General features: G+C 66.5%; 17 protein-coding genes. 6 read left to right on the forward strand and 11 right to left on the reverse strand.

Annotated features, from left to right (window positions below; all coding sequences use genetic code 11):
• Positions 1-31: 31 nt before the first annotated feature.
• Entirely contained in the window at positions 32-889 is an 858-nt protein-coding gene (locus tag ACSC1S_RS00100) for an aldo/keto reductase (RefSeq protein ID WP_435362635.1), read from the reverse strand.
• A gap of 546 nt (positions 890-1,435) precedes the next feature.
• Here ACSC1S_RS00100 and ACSC1S_RS00105 point away from each other — a divergent pair.
• Positions 1,436-2,398 (forward strand): oxidoreductase, encoded by a 963-nt coding sequence (locus ACSC1S_RS00105; protein ID WP_435362636.1) that lies wholly within the window; start codon positions 1,436-1,438, stop codon positions 2,396-2,398.
• A 21-nt stretch (positions 2,399-2,419) separates the two neighbouring features.
• Here the strand turns inward: ACSC1S_RS00105 and ACSC1S_RS00110 are convergent, their stop codons facing one another.
• The 4 genes from ACSC1S_RS00110 to ACSC1S_RS00125 all read right to left on the reverse strand — a co-directional run bounded on the left by ACSC1S_RS00110 (position 2,420) and on the right by ACSC1S_RS00125 (position 6,677).
• Positions 2,420-3,595 carry a PAS domain S-box protein gene (locus tag ACSC1S_RS00110; protein ID WP_435362637.1) on the reverse strand — a complete coding sequence of 392 codons (1,176 nt, stop codon included), beginning with the start codon at positions 3,593-3,595 and terminating at the stop codon, positions 2,420-2,422.
• An 82-nt stretch (positions 3,596-3,677) separates the two neighbouring features.
• The gene (locus ACSC1S_RS00115) at positions 3,678-4,325 is read right to left on the reverse strand and encodes a helix-turn-helix domain-containing protein (protein WP_435362638.1); all 648 of its coding nucleotides are present in this window, start codon (positions 4,323-4,325) and stop codon (positions 3,678-3,680) included.
• A gap of 49 nt (positions 4,326-4,374) precedes the next feature.
• A complete protein-coding gene (locus tag ACSC1S_RS00120; protein ID WP_435362639.1) occupies positions 4,375-5,814 on the reverse strand; it encodes an FAD-dependent oxidoreductase in 1,440 nt (479 codons plus the stop codon).
• A gap of 38 nt (positions 5,815-5,852) precedes the next feature.
• Positions 5,853-6,677 carry a hypothetical protein gene (locus ACSC1S_RS00125; RefSeq protein ID WP_435362640.1) on the reverse strand — a complete coding sequence of 275 codons (825 nt, stop codon included), beginning with the start codon at positions 6,675-6,677 and terminating at the stop codon, positions 5,853-5,855.
• 320 nt (positions 6,678-6,997) lie between these two features.
• On the opposite strand from ACSC1S_RS00125, the gene ACSC1S_RS00130 reads away from it, so the two are divergent.
• Together ACSC1S_RS00130 and ACSC1S_RS00135 are read left to right on the forward strand one after the other, a co-directional pair.
• Entirely contained in the window at positions 6,998-7,873 is an 876-nt protein-coding gene (locus tag ACSC1S_RS00130) for an ATP-grasp domain-containing protein (RefSeq protein ID WP_435362641.1), read from the forward strand.
• 68 nt (positions 7,874-7,941) lie between these two features.
• Complete coding sequence (locus tag ACSC1S_RS00135; RefSeq protein ID WP_435362642.1) at positions 7,942-9,027, forward strand: class I SAM-dependent methyltransferase; 1,086 nt, start codon at positions 7,942-7,944, stop codon at positions 9,025-9,027.
• 18 nt (positions 9,028-9,045) lie between these two features.
• Here the strand turns inward: ACSC1S_RS00135 and ACSC1S_RS00140 are convergent, their stop codons facing one another.
• Both ACSC1S_RS00140 and ACSC1S_RS00145 read right to left on the reverse strand, forming a co-directional pair.
• Positions 9,046-9,726: a haloacid dehalogenase type II gene (locus ACSC1S_RS00140; RefSeq protein WP_435362643.1), complete on the reverse strand. Its 681-nt coding sequence runs from the start codon at positions 9,724-9,726 to the stop codon at positions 9,046-9,048.
• A complete protein-coding gene (locus tag ACSC1S_RS00145) occupies positions 9,723-10,700 on the reverse strand; it encodes an aldo/keto reductase (RefSeq protein ID WP_435362644.1) in 978 nt (325 codons plus the stop codon). Before ACSC1S_RS00145 ends, ACSC1S_RS00140 begins: the two co-directional genes overlap by 4 nt.
• Before the next feature lie 106 nt (positions 10,701-10,806).
• Here ACSC1S_RS00145 and ACSC1S_RS00150 point away from each other — a divergent pair, with 106 nt between their 5' ends.
• On the forward strand, positions 10,807-11,649 hold the full coding sequence (locus ACSC1S_RS00150) for an alpha/beta fold hydrolase (RefSeq protein WP_435362645.1): 843 nt from the start codon (positions 10,807-10,809) through the stop codon (positions 11,647-11,649).
• 91 nt (positions 11,650-11,740) lie between these two features.
• Here ACSC1S_RS00150 and ACSC1S_RS00155 read toward each other — a convergent pair whose 3' ends face one another.
• Together ACSC1S_RS00155 and ACSC1S_RS00160 are read right to left on the reverse strand one after the other, a co-directional pair.
• Positions 11,741-12,973: an MBL fold metallo-hydrolase gene (locus tag ACSC1S_RS00155; protein ID WP_435362646.1), complete on the reverse strand. Its 1,233-nt coding sequence runs from the start codon at positions 12,971-12,973 to the stop codon at positions 11,741-11,743.
• Positions 12,974-13,015: 42 nt separating this feature from the next.
• Complete coding sequence (locus ACSC1S_RS00160; protein ID WP_492766629.1) at positions 13,016-13,432, reverse strand: WNWW family protein; 417 nt, start codon at positions 13,430-13,432, stop codon at positions 13,016-13,018.
• Here ACSC1S_RS00160 and ACSC1S_RS00165 point away from each other — a divergent pair.
• The gene (locus ACSC1S_RS00165) at positions 13,382-13,810 is read left to right on the forward strand and encodes a 30S ribosomal protein S6e (RefSeq protein ID WP_435362648.1); all 429 of its coding nucleotides are present in this window, start codon (positions 13,382-13,384) and stop codon (positions 13,808-13,810) included. The two genes, ACSC1S_RS00160 and ACSC1S_RS00165, sit on opposite strands and share 51 nt — an antisense overlap.
• 144 nt (positions 13,811-13,954) lie before the next feature.
• Complete coding sequence (locus ACSC1S_RS00170; RefSeq protein WP_435362649.1) at positions 13,955-14,386, forward strand: DUF7112 family protein; 432 nt, start codon at positions 13,955-13,957, stop codon at positions 14,384-14,386.
• Here the strand turns inward: ACSC1S_RS00170 and ACSC1S_RS00175 are convergent.
• Both ACSC1S_RS00175 and ACSC1S_RS00180 read right to left on the reverse strand, forming a co-directional pair.
• The gene (locus ACSC1S_RS00175) at positions 14,383-14,886 is read right to left on the reverse strand and encodes a PadR family transcriptional regulator (protein WP_261649597.1); all 504 of its coding nucleotides are present in this window, start codon (positions 14,884-14,886) and stop codon (positions 14,383-14,385) included. The two genes, ACSC1S_RS00170 and ACSC1S_RS00175, sit on opposite strands and share 4 nt — an antisense overlap.
• Positions 14,887-15,173: 287 nt before the next feature.
• The gene (locus ACSC1S_RS00180) at positions 15,174-15,620 is read right to left on the reverse strand and encodes a FlaD/FlaE family flagellar protein (protein ID WP_435362650.1); all 447 of its coding nucleotides are present in this window, start codon (positions 15,618-15,620) and stop codon (positions 15,174-15,176) included.
• Positions 15,621-15,660 lie beyond the last annotated feature (40 nt).

Raw genomic sequence — 15,660 nt, forward strand, 5'->3', positions numbered from 1 at the left:
GTTGCCACCCCGTCGTCGTGCAGTCGGGTCCCTACTGGCCGGCGGCGGTGAGCCGCGCCTGCTCGTCGTCGGTCAGGTCGATGGCTGACGCCGCGACGTTCTCCTCCAGGTGCTCGATGCTCGACGTGCCCGGAATCGGGAGGGTCACGTCGGAGTGGTGGAGCAGCCACGCCAGCGCGATCTGCTGGCGCGAGGCGTCGTGGGCCTGGGCCACGTCGTCGATGGCCTCGCCAACCGAATCGAGGTCGCCCGCCGCTAGCGGGTACCACGGGATGAAGCCGATGCCGTACTCCTCACACGCCTGCAACACGTCCTCGTCGTCGCGGTAGGCGACGTTGTAGCGGTTCTGGACGGTCGCCACGTCCACGAGTTCGCGGGCCGTGTCGAGTTGCTCGACCGTGACGTTGCTCACGCCGACGTGGTCGATGAGGCCGTCGTCCTGCAGTTCCGCGAGGGCCTGTATCGACGCTTCGAAGTCGGTGTCCGGGTCGGGTCGGTGGTACTGGTACAGGTCGATGCTCTCGACGCCGAGGCGGTCGAGGCTGCAGAGATGCGCGTTTCTCAGATAGTCCGGGTCGCCCAACGGCAGCCACTCGCCGTCGTGATTCCGCAAGAGACCGCCCTTCGTCGCCACGACCAGGTCGTCCCGTGTCGTGTCCAGCGCCTCGGCGATGAGGCGCTCGGAGACCCCCGGGCCGTAGGAGTCCGCGGTGTCGATGAGGTCCACACCGAGGTCGACCGCGTGCTGGAGGACCTCGTGTGCGTACTCCTCGTCTGCCGGGCTCCCGAGGATCTCCTCGCCCGTGAGCCGCATCGCGCCGAAGCCGAGGCGCTTGACCGTGTACTCGCCGCCGATGTCGAAGGTGTCCGCCTGATTCTGAACTGGCATAGGTGTGGGTAGGACGTCGGGTTCTGGCGTGAAAGGTGTCTGTTTTGCGGGTGTCTGGGATTGGGAACCGGGCGGTGGGTGCAGAACCAGGAATCCGGCGCGTGCGGCCGAGCGTGCCGAAAGCCGCGAGGCGGCTTCGCGCGAGGTCCTCGCGAGTTTACGTGCGAGGTCCTCACGAATCAGTGACTCGTGGGATGCTGCGAGTGTGGAGCACTCGCCCGCAGCTTGCGAGAGCGTGCTCTCGCAGTGGATGAGAAGCGCAGTGGAGTGAAGCGAAGTGGAATGGAACGAGCACACCAGAAATCTCTGATTTCTGGGGACGCAATCGGCTGGGGTGGCTGTGGTGTGGTTGCGGTGTTGCGGTGCTGTGCGGGGCGGTTTCCATTGCCACCAGCGCGAGTCACCTGCTAGTCGAACCAGATAGGGGACCGACTCACCGTCACGGAACCACCCACGGTCGCGCAACCAGCACCACTGCCCACACCCCATGACAGCGCTTCCCCCAGCAGTACGACCTTCAACCTCCAGTCCCTAGCAGGAGACAACATGAGCAAGTGGACCCTGGCCGACATGCCCGACCAGCGGGGGAAGACCGTCATCGTCACCGGCGCGAACAGCGGCCTCGGCTTCGAGGTCACGAAGGCGTTCGCGGAGAAGGGGGCGACGGTCGTGCTGGCCTGTCGGAGCGTCGAGAAGGGCGAGCAGGCGGTCAAGAAAATCCAGCAGTCGGTCCCGAACGCGGACCTCGACGTGCGCGAGTGCGACCTCGCCTCCCTCGAATCAGTCCGGGTCTTCGCGGAGGCGTTCGAAGAGGACTACGACGAACTCCACGTCCTCTGCAACAACGCGGGCGTGATGGCCATCCCCAGACAGGAAACACAGGACGGCTTCGAGATGCAGTTCGGTGTGAACCACCTCGGACACTTCGCGCTGACGGGGCACCTGCTCGACACGCTCCACCAGACCGAGGGCGAGACGCGCGTGGTCACGCAGTCCAGCGGCCTGCACGAGCGCGGCGAGATGGACTTCGAGGACCTCCACGGCGAGCAGTCCTACGACGAGTGGGACGCCTACGCCCAGAGCAAGCTGGCGAACGTCCTCTTCGCCTACGAGTTCGACCGGCTGCTCGACGAGGCCGAGATAGAGAACGTCCTCAGCGTGGTGTGCCATCCGGGCTACGCGGCGACGAACCTCCAGCGCCGCGGCCCAGAGCAATCGGGCTCGACCCTGCGACTCTGGATGATGAAGGCCGCCAACGCGGTGCTGGCGCAGTCGGCCGCGAAGGGGGCGCTGCCGATGCTGTACGCCGCGACCGCCTACGACGTGGCCGGTGGCGAGTACATCGGGCCGGGCGGACTCATGGACATGCGGGGCTATCCCGAGAAGCAGCGTTCCAGCGACCGGTCGTACGACGTGGCGACCGCAGAGCGGCTCTGGGACGCCTCGGAGGAGCTGACGGGCGTCGAGTACGACTTCGGCGTCCGGGCGACGCTCGACCGCGACCAGTAGCCTTCGAGCGCGACCAGCAGGCTACGAGCCCGTCCCGGTGCGGGAGACCTCCCGGAGGACGGCGAGGTGCTTGCCCGGGACGATGTCGCACGTGGAGGCGAACTCGACGGTTCGACGGCCGCCATCGTCGCGGACGAGGTCGAAGGTGCCCCGGGACCGCTCCGTCGCCCGGAACTCGGACCAGGCCGCCTCGAAGTCGTACTCGGGGGAGGCGAACTCGTCGATGGAGCGCCCCACGAGCTCGGCCTCGGGGAGGCCGAACAGCTCGCAGGCGGCGGGGTTGACGTCGACGTAGGTCCCGTCGTCGTTCGCGATGACCATCGCGTCGAACGCCCGGTCGAAGACGCTGCGGAACTCGCGCTCCCGGTGGGTCCTCTCGGTCACGTCCTCGAAGATGAACGTGAGCCGGACGTTCCCGTCGTGTTCGAACGCGAACGAGGAGACGTCGAGGTCGAGGTCGCGGCCGTCGGCGTGTCGCCCCGCAATCGCCATCTCGTCCCAGACGGTCGGTTCCTCGTCGGTCGTCTTCGCCGCAGCGAACCGGTCGAACACCGTTCGATACGCGGACTGTTCGGCTTCGGGGATGAGTTTCAGCAACGACTCGCCGACGAGTTCGGCGTCGGTGTACCCGAACACCTGCTCGACGGCCGGGTTGGTGAACTGGATGACGCCCTCGGTGTCGACGGTGTGGATGGCGAAGGGGGCGGTCTCGGTCAGCTTCCGGTAGCGTTCCTCGCGCTCGACGAGGGCGCGCTGTGACCGGTACTGGTGGACGACGTTCTCGATGCGGTTCGCGAGGAGGGTGTACTGGTCGGTTCCGCCGCGTTTCTGGAGGTAGTCGGTGACGCCGGCGGTGATGGCATCGCTCGCGATCTCCTCTGAGCCCTTCCCGGTGAACAGGATGAACGGGAGGTCGGGCGAGGTGTCACGGACCGCCGCCAGGAACGCCAGCCCGTTCATCTCCGGCATCTGGTAGTCGCTGACGACGCACTCGAAGGTCCCATCGCGAAGCAGTTCCAGCCCCTCCTCGGCACTGGTCGCAGAGGTCACCTCGAGACGGTCGCTTGTGCGCTCCAGGAACGTCGAGACGAGCGAGACGAGCTGTGGGTCGTCGTCGACGTGCAGCACTGGAATCGTCCGCCGGGCGAGACCATCGACCGCCCCGCCCTCGGTGTTCCGGTCAGTTGTTTCGCCCATACTTGTCTACTCATCGTATGGCGCACCGCGCAATCAGGAGTGGCTGTTGACTATGCAATACCTTTATAAGTGGTGCCGGGATTCACAGCTCTCGTTCGAGTGCCATCTCGATGAGTCGATTGGTGCCACGACGGAGCCGCGAGGCGAGTGCCTGTCGCGATATTCCGAGTTCACCGGCGATCTCTTCGAGTGTCACCTCTCTGGGAGACGCGTAGTACCCCCGCTCGTACGCCAGCAGGAGGGCCTCGCGCTGGGTCTCGGTCAGTGCTCGCGCCTCGTTGTCGACCGCCGCGAGCGCGTGGATGCCGGTCAGCCGGACCGGAATCTGCTGTTCGGTGAGGTAGGTCTGGAAGTCGGTGATGGTCTCGTGGTCGTCGGCCCGGACCTCGAGCACCCAGCCCTCGGCCGTCCCGGTCGCGGAGAGGAGCGACAGGTCCGACTCGAAGATGCCGTTCAACACGCCCTGGCGCGAGGTGGGGTTCCACTCCGCGCGCATGAGCGTTTGACCATCGACGGTGTCGATGAGTTCGACGTTCGGGACCGGCGGGTCGGTCGTGAACAGGCGCGCTACGTCGTCGCCGGACGCGCCGCGGACCCAGAAGTAGGGGACCAGTACGTCCTGCGTCGGGACGACTCGCTCCAGTTCGATGGTCGCGTCGGGCAGCACGTCGAAGACGTTCCCGAACGGGAGCGTCCCGGCCTCGAACGTGAACTCGGCAATCGTCGCCATCTGGGAGTCAATACGCACTGGAGGGTGTTAAGCAGGTCCCAGGACCGGGCTACAGGCTCCCGTTCAGCACCTTCGCCGCGGTCAGGATGGGGTCCCACACGGGCGCGAACGGCGGGGCGTACGCGAGGTCCGTCCGTTCGAGTTCGGGGACCGTCGTGTCCTGCTCCAGCGCCATCGCGAGCACGTCGATGCGGATGGCGGCCCGGTCCGCGCCGACGATGGTCCCGCCGAGGAGCCGTTTCGAGTCGCGGTCGGCGACCAGGGTGACGGTCGTCTCGGCCCCGCCGGGGTAGTAGCCCGACCGCGAGCGCGAGGTGATGGTCTCCGAGACCGGGTCGAAGCCGTGCTCGCGGGCCGTCTCTGCGTCCGTGATGCCGGTCCGGCCGCACTCCAGGTCGAACGCCTTCACGACGGCGGTGCCGGCGATGTCGCCGACGGGTTCGAGGTCGTTGGGGCCACCTGCGACGGTCTGGCCGATGGCGCGTCCGGCCCGGTTCGCGGTGAGGCCGAGGGGCACCCAGTCGGGGTCGCCCGTGACGGCGTGGCGCATCTCGGCCACGTCGCCGGCGGCGTAGACGCGCTCGACGTTCGTCCGGCCGTAGTCGTCGACCGCGATGGCGCCGGAGTCTCCGATGGCGACTGGCGTGTCCTCGATGATGCTCGTATTGGGCCGGATGCCGATACCGACCAGCGCCATCTCCACGGCGATGGACTTCCCGTCGAAGGCGATGGCCTCGACGGTCCCCTCGCTGTCGCTCCTGATTCCCCCGACCTCGCTCTGCATGTGCAGGGTGACGCCCTGCTCGCGGAGGTGGTCCTCGACACGGTCGGCCACGGCCTCGCCGAACGGTTTCAGGACGTGCTCGCTGCGCTGGAACAGGTGGACGTCGAGGTCGTGTGCCGAGAACGCCTCCGCCATCTCGATGCCGACGTAGCCCCCGCCGACGATGGCGACGGACTCGGGTGGTTCCATGGTGCCGTAGTGGTTGACCTCGGCCTCGTCGACGTACGGCGCGCCACCGATGTCGGCGACGGCGTCGGTTTCGGGGTCGAGCAGGAAGGCCCGCGTCCGGGCCGCCGAATCCAGCCCGTGCATGGTGAACGCGCCCTCGCAGTCCGCGCCGTCGATGGGGCTCGTGACGGCGTGTGCCCCGGTCGCGACGAGCAGGTCGCCGTAGGGCTGTTCGAACGTCTCGTCGTGGCTCCCGCGAACCGTCACGGTCTGTGCGTCGGTGTCGACCGACAGCACCTCGTGGTGGCGTTTCAGGTCGATGCCCCGGTCGGCGACGTCCTCCGGGGAGAGCGACAGCAGCCGGTCGAGCGATTCGACCTCGCCCTTCACGAAGTACGGCGTCCCGCAGTGGGCGTAGGACACCCACGACCCCTTCTCGAAGACGACGACCTCGCGGTCGGGGTCCTCGCGTTTGCACTTGCTCGCGGCGCTGAGGCCGGCCGCGTCACCGCCCACGACGACGAACGGGTCTGTCATATCTAGTTCCTCTCACGAGGAGGCAAAGACAGTTCCCCCTACTGATACGGGCTGTGTCCACATGCCCCGCCGACCGACAGCACCCACTCGCCACCGATTCTCGCCTCCCCGGCCGCCGGGTCTCTGAAGGTCGCCCACTGGCCGACGTCGACGATGTCCTCGGCGCAATCTGGGCGGTCGTGGGTCGCCGAGGACCCGACCTCGTAGGCCACCGTGTGGCCGCGCACATCTCTCGGTAGTGGCGGGGTCGTCCACCGGTACACCGCCGAATCGGTGTCACCGTCGAGCCGGAGGGACTCGGCCGACCGGGGTTCGTAATCCTGGACCACCACGAGGGGGTCGGCTCGCTCGTGTCGGTCGTACTCCCCGTAGTCGTGTGTGACCGTGAGCGAGACGGCTTCCGCGTCGCTGTCCCACCCGTGGGCGTTGACGCCCGGAATGAGCGTCTGTGACTGTTTGAGGCCGAACCAGCCGTTCTCCTGGGCAGCCCGGTACTGGACGTGCAGTTTCCCGAAGGGTTCCCGCAGGTAGGTGACCGCCGTGTCGAGCCGTGCCCAGTCGTCCGGGGAGCTCTCGGTTTCGGTGTCCGTTCGGTTCCAGAACTGCCTCGCCTCGTCGTGTGTCCGTACGGCGTCGCCGGGGCTTCCTGCGATTCCGACGAACTCGCGCAGGTGGCCGGCCGCGACCGTGTCGATGACGTGGGCGGTGATTCGTTGCGGTCCGTCGAGCGACGGCCGAGCCTGTGCAGTCACCCGCCCGTCGTCTGCGCCGGCGGCTTCGAGGGTGACACGACGCCGTTCGTCGAGTTCGGCCAGGCTAAGGTGCTGGTCGTACGACCGGACGGCTCGCGTCGCTCCTGTCACACTGTCGCGGCTGGAGAAGACGCTTGCAGTGCGTGACGCACCCGTGTTCGGGAATACCGAGGCGACGGGAACGAGGCTGGTCGCCGCGAGCCGGCTCAGAACGCTACGTCGAGTCGTGGAGGGACCGTTGTCGTGCATCGTACTTGGTGGACCTGCGGCCAGTTCGTCTCGACGTTCGAAATCACTGCTGAAATACTTGTCTGAAAAAATATATTCTTCTGCTGGTCTGTCGGCTCCCCCCGCTCACGTCCGGGGATGCCCGACCGCCGGGGGCGATTTCACCGGTCGAGTTATCTCATTTCGTCTCATTGTCGGACCAGATGTCCCACGTCGCCTTCGCAACCAGCGCCGAGTCTGCCGACCTGACCGACGACGACCGACAGCTCGCGGCTGCACTTCGCGAGCACGACGTGACCGTCGACCCGGCCGTCTGGACCGACGACGGCGTCGACTGGGCCGCCTTCGACGCCGTCCTCGTCAGGTCCTGCTGGGACTACCACACACGGATCGGCGAGTTCGAGGACTGGGTCACCCGTGTCTCGGCGGAGACGACGCTCTGGAACTCGCCCTCGGCGATCTGCTGGAACAGCCACCAGTTCTACCTGCGTGACCTCGCGGGCCGCGGGGTCGAGACGGTCTCGACGGCCTACGTCTCCGGGACGGACACCCGCTCGCTGGAGACGGTCCTCGACGACAACGACTGGCGCGAAGCCGTCGTCAAACCGGCCGTCAGCGCGGGCGCTGACCACGTCTGGCGGACCGACCGGGCCCGGGCGGACTCACACCAGGAGCGCTACGAGCGCCTGCGGGCCCACGAGGACATCCTCGTCCAGCGGTTCGTCCCCGAGGTTCACGATGGGCAGTGGTCGCTGCTGTTCGCCGACGGCGAGTACACACACGCCCTGTCGAAACGGCCGGCCGCGGGCGATTTCCGCCCACAGGAACATCTCGGGGGGACGACGGCCCTGGAGACACCGACCCCGGCGACCAGGGAAGCCGGAACGGCGGTCGTCGATGCGGCGACGGCCGAACTGGGGGAGACGCCCCTGTACGCCCGTGTCGACGGTATCGAGGTGGACGACACGTTCACCGTCTTCACCCTCGACCTCATCGCCCCGTCGCTCGGTTTCGAGCATCAGCCGGCCGCTGCAGGGGCGCTTGCCGACGCCGTCGTCGAACGCCTCAATCGGCCGTAATACCCGGATGAGAGTTGTCTTGTGGCCGGACACGACCGTTTAGTGTCTCGGGCTACCTCTGTACGCCTATGGCAACCCTGGCCACAGATGCGGAGCGCGACGCGTTCGCAGAGCGGCTCGTCGGAGCCCTCGCCGGCGCGTTCGACGTTTACGCCATCTACATCGGCGACACCCTCGGGTTCTACCACGCCCTCGCCGGTGACACCCCCCTCACGGCGGCCGACCTGGCGGCCGAGACAGCCACCCACGAGCGGTACGTCCGCGAGTGGTGCGAACAACAGACGGTCTCCGGCATCATCACCGTCGACGACCCGGCGAAACCGGCCGAAGACCGCCGGTACGCCCTCCCCCCGGCCCACGTCGAGATACTCACCGACCTGGAGAGCGAGCGCTTCATGGCACCGTTCGCCCAGCTGTTCGTCGGTGCCGCGAGCCCGATATCGGCCGTCGTGGACGCCTTCCGGACGGGCGAGGGCGTCCCACGCGAGGCGTACGGCGACGACTACCGCGAGGGCCAGGGGCGGCTGAACCGCACGGCCTACCTCGACCTGCTCGGGCGCGAGTGGATCCCCTCGATGCCCGACGTGGACGCCACCCTCCAGCTGGAGAACGCGCGAGTCGCAGATGTGTGCTGTGGCCACGGCTTCGCCGGTATCGGCGTCGCGGACACGTACCCGACGGTCCACGTCGACGCCTTCGACACCGACGAGGCCGCGGTCGAGTCGGCCAGTCGCCACGTCGCCGAGTTCGGCCTGGTCGACCGGGTCGACGTCCAGCAGGCGGACGCGGCCAGTCTGCGCACCGACGACCACTACGACCTCGTCCTCGCGTTCGAGTGCATCCACGAATTCGCGGATCCGATCGGTGCGCTCTCCGCGATGCGTGACCTCGCCGGCGACTACGGGACCGTCCTCGTGATGGACCGCCGGGTCGGCGACGGCTTCGGCGACGAACTGGAGTACGACTGGCTCACCTACGGCTGGAGCATGCTCCACTGTCTCCCGGTCGGGATGGCCGACCAGCCGTCGGCCGAGACCGGCGCGGTCATGCGCACGGAGACCCTGCGGTGGTACGCCGAGGAAGCCGGGTTCGACCGGGTCGAGGTACTGCCCATCGAACACGAGCACAACCGCTTCTACCGGCTGTACCCCTGACCCCCTCGCGATTCGTCGCTATTCGAGCCTCGCGACCAGTTCCTCGAAGCCGTCGACCGTGAGGTCCGGGTCGTCGCCGAAGGGTTCCCACGGGTCGTCCTTCCGGTTCACCCAGACACCCTGCATCCCGGCGTGTTGTGCGCCCAGTACGTCGAACCAGGCCGCGGTGACGTGGGCGATCTCGTCGATAGGCGTGCCGGTGCGGCCCGCGGCGTGGCGGTACAGTTCGGCATCGGGTTTGAACACTTCCACCTCGTGGGCGCTGACGACGCCGTCGAGCAGGTCACCGATGGCGGCGTGTTCGACCATCGACGCCAGCATCTCCGGGTTCCCGTTCGAGACGACGTAGGTGTCGTAGCCGGCGTCTCGCAGGCGTTCGATGCCGTCGCGAACGTCGTCGAACACGTCCAGTTCGTGGTACACCGCCAGTATCTCCTCGCGTTCGTTCTCGGAGACCTCGACACCGTGGGCGTCCAGTGCGTACTGGAGCGCGTCGCGGTTCACCTCGTAGAACGGCTTGTACACGTCGACGTGGTTGCCGACGAAGGTGTATTCGAGCGACCGGGCGCGCCACAATCTGGAGACCGGTTCCGGGTCCTCGACGCGGGCGGCGAGGGCGTTCTCGGCCGCATCCACGTCCACCAGCGTGCTGTAGGAGTCGAACGTGACCGTCGACACCTGTGACCGGTCGAAGCTCATACGTCACCGATTTCGCGGTTCCAGACGGGCGTGATGGGCGCTTCGAGGCGCTCCATCTCCTCGTCGGTCAGGTCCACGTCCAGTGCGCCCACGTCCTCGTCGAGGTGGTCGACCGACTTCGGGCCGACGATGGGGGCGTCGACGAGTTCCTTGTGCAACAGCCACGCGAGGCTGACCTGCGTCGGGGTCGCGTCCTTCTCGTCCGCGAGTTCCCGTACCACGTCGAGCACGGCCCAGCCGTCCTCGGTGAAGCGCTCTCGCGTGTACTCGTCGGTCGCGGCGCGGCCCTCCTCGGGCTTCTCGCCGCGCTCGTACTTGCCCGAGAGGAACCCGCCGGCGAGGGGCGACCACGGGATGACGCCGATACCCTGGTCGCGACAGGCTGGGAGGACGTTCGCCTCCTCGTGGCGGTCGACCAGGTTGTACTCGCACTGCATCGAGACGAAGCGCTCGTAGTTCTCCACGTCGGCCTCGTACAGCGCCTTCGTGAACTTCCAGGCCGGCATCGAACTCGCGCCGACGTACCTGACGACGCCCTCGTCGACGAGGTGGTCGAGCGCCGAGAGCGTCTCCGTGATGGGTGTGTCATCGTCCCAGCGGTGGATCTGGTAGAGGTCGATGTAGTCGGTGCCCAGCCGGTCGAGGCTCGCCTGCGCCTGGTCGAGGACGTGCTTTCGCGAGAGGCCGCCGCCGTTCGGGCCGTCGCGCATCGGGAAGTACACCTTCGTCGCGATGGCGAGTTCGGAGCGGTCGTACTCCTCGATGGCCTCGCCGAGAATCTCCTCGCTCTCGCCCGTCGAGTAGATATTGGCCGTATCGAAGAAGTTGATGCCGTGCTCCCTGGCGCGGTCGATGACGTCGAGGGACTGCTCGCGGTCGTGGGTCATCCACGGCTGACTGCTGCCGAAGTTCATGCAGCCGAGACAGAGGCGTGAGACCTCCAGGCCGGTGTCGCCGAGTCGTGTGTACTCCATGGGGAGGGATTCTGCGGCAGGACAGGTGTAGGTTGGGTTGGCGGTAGTCCGGCTGCCCTCGCGTTAGCCTCCCGATTTATACTACCACACTGCGGGTCGTGTACACATGACACGAACCGACCAGTTCGTCACGGTCGCCGACACCGAGATTCACTATTCGGCGTGGGGGGACCCCGACGACCCAGTCGTCCTCTGCGTCCACGGTCTCTCCCGCAACGGGCGGGACTTCGACCCGCTCGCCCGCGAGCTCGCCGACGAGTACCGCGTCATCTGCCCGGACATGCCCGGCCGCGGGCTCAGCGAGTGGGCCGACGACCCCGACACCGAGTACGCGAAGGCTGGCCTCCGGGAGACCGTCCTCGGCTTCTGCGACGCGCTCGACCTCGAGGAGTTCCGCTACGTCGGCACCTCCATGGGCGGCCTGCTGGGGATTCCACTCGCTGCCGGCCCGCTCCGCGACCGAATCACGCACCTCGTCTGCAACGATATCGGGCCGGTCCTCACACACTCCGAGGACGGCGTCGAGCGCATCGTGGACTACCTGACGAACCCACCGGTCTGTGACACCGTCTCGGAACTCGAAGCCTGGTACCGCGAGACCTACGCGACCGCGAACCCGAAGACGGACGCCCAGTGGCGACGGTTCACCCTGACCAGTATGCGGCGACGCGACGACGGGCGGTTCACCCGTGATTACGACGAGCGCATCGTCGCCCCGTTGCTGCGCAACGACGAGTCCGACGCCGAGGCGTGGGCGAACTGGGAAGCGCTGGACTGTCCCGTGTTCGTCGTCTGGGGCCGCGAGTCCGACATCCTGCACGAGGAGACCGTCGAGGAGATGCTGGAACGACGACCGGGGATGGAACTGCTCGAACTCGACTGTGGCCACCCGCCGGGATTGAACGACGAGACACAGATTGCACCGATTCGGCGGTTCCTCGCGGAGTGACGGGCACCCGGGTTCTCATCCCCGGGCGGTCGCGAGCTACCGGGGGGCCTGGTACCACTTCGAGTTGCAGGTCGAGGTGTAGCGGACGGGTTCAGAGCTCGACGGTCGTACCCAACTCGGGCGCGGCCGCCTCGAATCCCTCCTCGCGTAACTCCGCAGCGAACCCGGCGCAGTCGTCGCCGTGGTTCACGAGGATGGGCGTGTCCCGGTAGGAATCCAGGAACTCCCGCAGGGCGTTCGCGTCGGCGTGGGCCGAGAAGTCGTACTGTTCGGTCTGTGCGGATATCGGCATCACCCGGCCATCTATCTCCGCCCGGCCGTGTTCGAGCGCCTGGTGGCCCGGCGTGCCCTCGACCTGATAGCCGGTGAAGGCGATCTTGTTCACCGGGTGGTCCCGGATCTCGGGGACGTAGGTCATCGCGGGGCCGCCGTGAAGCATCCCCGAGGTCGTGATGATGACCGTGTTCTGCTTCGCGATACGCTTTCGCTGCCCATCGCGGCCGGTGACGAACCGGGCGTGGCCGCTGGCCCGTTTCAGCTCGTCGGGGTCGCGCAGGAAGCTGGGATACCGGCGGAATATCTCGGTGACGTGCTTGCCCATCCCGTCGACGTAGCAGCCGATGTCGTGGGCGGCGCAGACGCACATTATCTCCTGGGTGCGGCCGATGCCGAAGGCGGGGACGACGACGGTACCGCCCTCCCAGATGGTCGTCTTCAGGCTCTCGGCGAAGCGCTGCTCGATGTCGGGCCGGGGGTCGCGGTAGGTGTCGGCGTAGGTCGCCTCCGTGATGACCATGTCGGCGTCGGGACGGTCCCGGGAGCCGGCGAGCAGGCGCTGGTTCTCGGTGTGGAAGTCGCCCGAGTACAGCAGTCGTGTCTCGCCGTCGTCGACGAGGACGTGGGCGCTGCCGGGGATGTGGCCCGCGTTGAAGAACGTCACCTCGTAGCCCGCGGCCTCGAACGGGACGCCGTAGGCGTGGGTGCGAGAGACCTGGGTGAGTCGCTTCAGTTCGGCCTCGGTGAACGGGCAGTCGTAGGTCCCACCGTTGAGTTTGAGCGTGTCCCGCCCGAGGACCTGCGTCAGTTCGGCGGTCGGCGGCGTCCAGTGGACCGGGGGCCGCTCGTTGCCCGACAGCAGGGCCGGGATGGTGCCGACGTGGTCGAGGTGGCCGTGGCTCACGACCACGGCATCGGGCGTCGGCTGCTCGACGGGGTACTGCGGGGGGTTGCCCGAGGCCATCCCGAAGTCGAGCAAGAGCGAATCGTCGACGAGGATGGCACTCCGACCGATCTCGCCCGCGCCGCCGAGGAACCGTAGCTGCATCTGTCTCCGTCTATCCTCTCGACGTGTTTCCCTTCGTCGGTTCTAGAACGTCCCGTTCTCGCGCTGGTTCCGCCTGACCGTGAAGTACTCGTACTGGTCGCCGTACGCCAGCGCGAGCGACCCGAGCCACCAGTTCCAGCGCTCGACGACGTCACCCTCCGGGGCGTCGCGGAGGTTGTCCACGATGACGTCCGACGTGAGCTCGTGGCCCGCATCCCGCCGGTACTGTCCGGAGTCGTGGAGGTCCACTGCCTCGCGCACGACGACGTGGGCCTGTCCGCCGAACTCGCGTTCGAGCCGGAGCTCGAGTCGGCCGGGTTGCATGGTCGCTGGTTCGGCGGCGGGTGACTTACCTTTCGGGGTGGTTTCGACGGAGTTTTGAACGACGGTGAACGAGTTGGGAGCACTATGGCGAGTTTCAACGTCGTCGTTGCGGACCCCGAGACGGGCGCGACACACCAGCTCGAAGCAGAGGAACAGGACGCCAACCGATTCATCAACAAGGAGATCGGTGACGAAGTCGACGGCGGTGCCGTCGGCCTCGACGGCTGCACGCTCGAGATCACGGGCGGCTCCGACACCGCCGGTCGACCGATGCGCGCCGACATCGCCGGTCCGAACCTCAAGGAGGTCCTGATGAAGGAGCGCTCCGTCGGCTACAAGCCGGACCGTCCGGGCCAGCGCAAGCGCCTGACCCTCCGCGGTCGCGTCGTCTCCGACGAGACCAGCCAGGTCAACACGAAGGTCGTCTCCGTCGGCGACAAGAGTGTCCCGGAGCTCCTCGGCCTCGAAGGCGGCGATGACGAGGACGAGGACGAAGACGCAGACGAAGAGTAAGACCACCAGACGGGTCCGTCCCGAGCGCGTCGTAGGTCTCCTGAGGGTCACTCCCTCGGCGCGCGCTCGCGGCCCACGACACTTCTTTCGCGCCCTTCCCCGACGAGCGACAGGTATTCCAGCGGTGACGGTCCATTGGTACGTATGGCTGATCGCGTTTCTTCCGACTCAGTGCCGACGGTGCGAGCGAAGCTACAGAAACACGGAGCGACGGACAGACTCAGAATCGAACTCCCGGCCGAGGAGGCCGAGAAGTTCCCCGAGGGCGAGGTCGTCCGGATGATGCTCGATGGGAAAGAGCGCCACGCCCGCATCGAATCGCACCTGACGAGCGACGGGCTGGTCATCGCCGGTGTCTTCGACACGCCGTCGGCCGCCCGCGAGAAGAGTGGGGATGACCGACTCGCCGAGTGGTGTTCGAAGCACAACCGCAGCGCTGGCGGGTCGGTGCTGGTCGACATCATCGAAGACGCGTTCCAGTACGGCGTCCGGGCCCCGGGAGACCGCGCGTTCTACACCGCACTGGAGAAGCCGAGTGACAGTCTCGCGTCTATCGCGGAAGATATCGAAGATTAGAGCCGGGGGAGGAACGAGTAGAGCAGATAGCCGAACGCGAGGTGCTGGAGCATGGTGCGTTCGACGGTCACGCGGACCTGGTGTTCGTCCTCGATAGAGTACTCCTTGGTGCGGACCTTCTTGTGCATGCGAAGCGTGTCTTCCTCTTCGAGCTGGTGCAGGCTGGGGTAGACCGTCCCCGGGCTCAGCTGGGCGTCGAACAGGCGCGTGAGGTCCGAGATGAGCTCCTTGCCGTGGGTCTCCCCGCGAAGGGAGATGAGCATGAGCAAGATCTCGTCGAGGTTCTCCTTGATGATCGTCTCCTCGAAGTCCGCGTGGTCGGTCGGGAGCGCTTTCTCGACCGAGTCGAGCATCTCGTCGAGTTCTCGCTCGACGGATTTGTCGTCGACTTTGTGGGCGGACCCGATGGTCAGTTCGTACTGTTCCTCGCCACTATCGTCGCCGGTGGCAGCTGCCGTGAGGTCGCTGAACACCGACTGGGAATCGGAATCGTCGTACATATTGTCGTCACCTTTTGGCCTTCTCCGAACGGACGTAGGGGGCCTCCACCAGAAGCCTCGTGCCGCGTCCAGATACTGAATAGATGCTAGGAGTCCTCTGCAATAAGTCAATCGGCCAACCAACATTCTATGACATAAGTGTACTGGCCGAGGGGCGCTGGAATTCGCTAGTCGGGAAATGCAGTAAATTACAGTCTCAGGTACTCGAAACTCTAAAATTCAGAATTGGTGATTTCTGTCGGTACTGCTGATGCCCGCACAACGTATCAGAACTATTTTATTGCCCGTCAGTCGTCGCCAATGGCTTTGATTATCTCCTGTCGAGCGGGTTCCTGGTCGTCGAGGTTCTTCTCGACCCGCCGTTCCGCGAGCCGGGCGAGCATCAGGTGCTCTTCGAGGTCGTCCTCTGCCATCCTGGCGATGTACTTGAGCGACCGGGCGTGGGTCCCGAAGGGTGTCCCCGAGAGCGTCTCCAGGGGGTACTCCAGTGTCGCCGGTTCGTCGTACTTCTTGTTGTGGATCTCTGCCAGCGACAGCCCGCGGATGTACGTCACCATCGCGTCCCGGACGGTCGAACTGATCCAGCCGAGGTGTTCGTAGTAGCGCAGGCAGTTGAGCGCCCCGCTGGTCCCGAACGTCTCACCGAGGTAGCGAGCCCACTCCATGGTGGCCTCCATGGCCGCCGGAGTGCTGGGCATCGACCGCAGATACGGTTTCTCGGTGTGCAGTGACATCCGTGTCTCCTACTGGAATCCTCGGCCCATATCCGTATAA

Source organism: Haloarchaeobius pelagicus, from assembly GCF_051207375.1.
Taxonomy (GTDB): domain Archaea; phylum Halobacteriota; class Halobacteria; order Halobacteriales; family Natrialbaceae; genus Haloarchaeobius.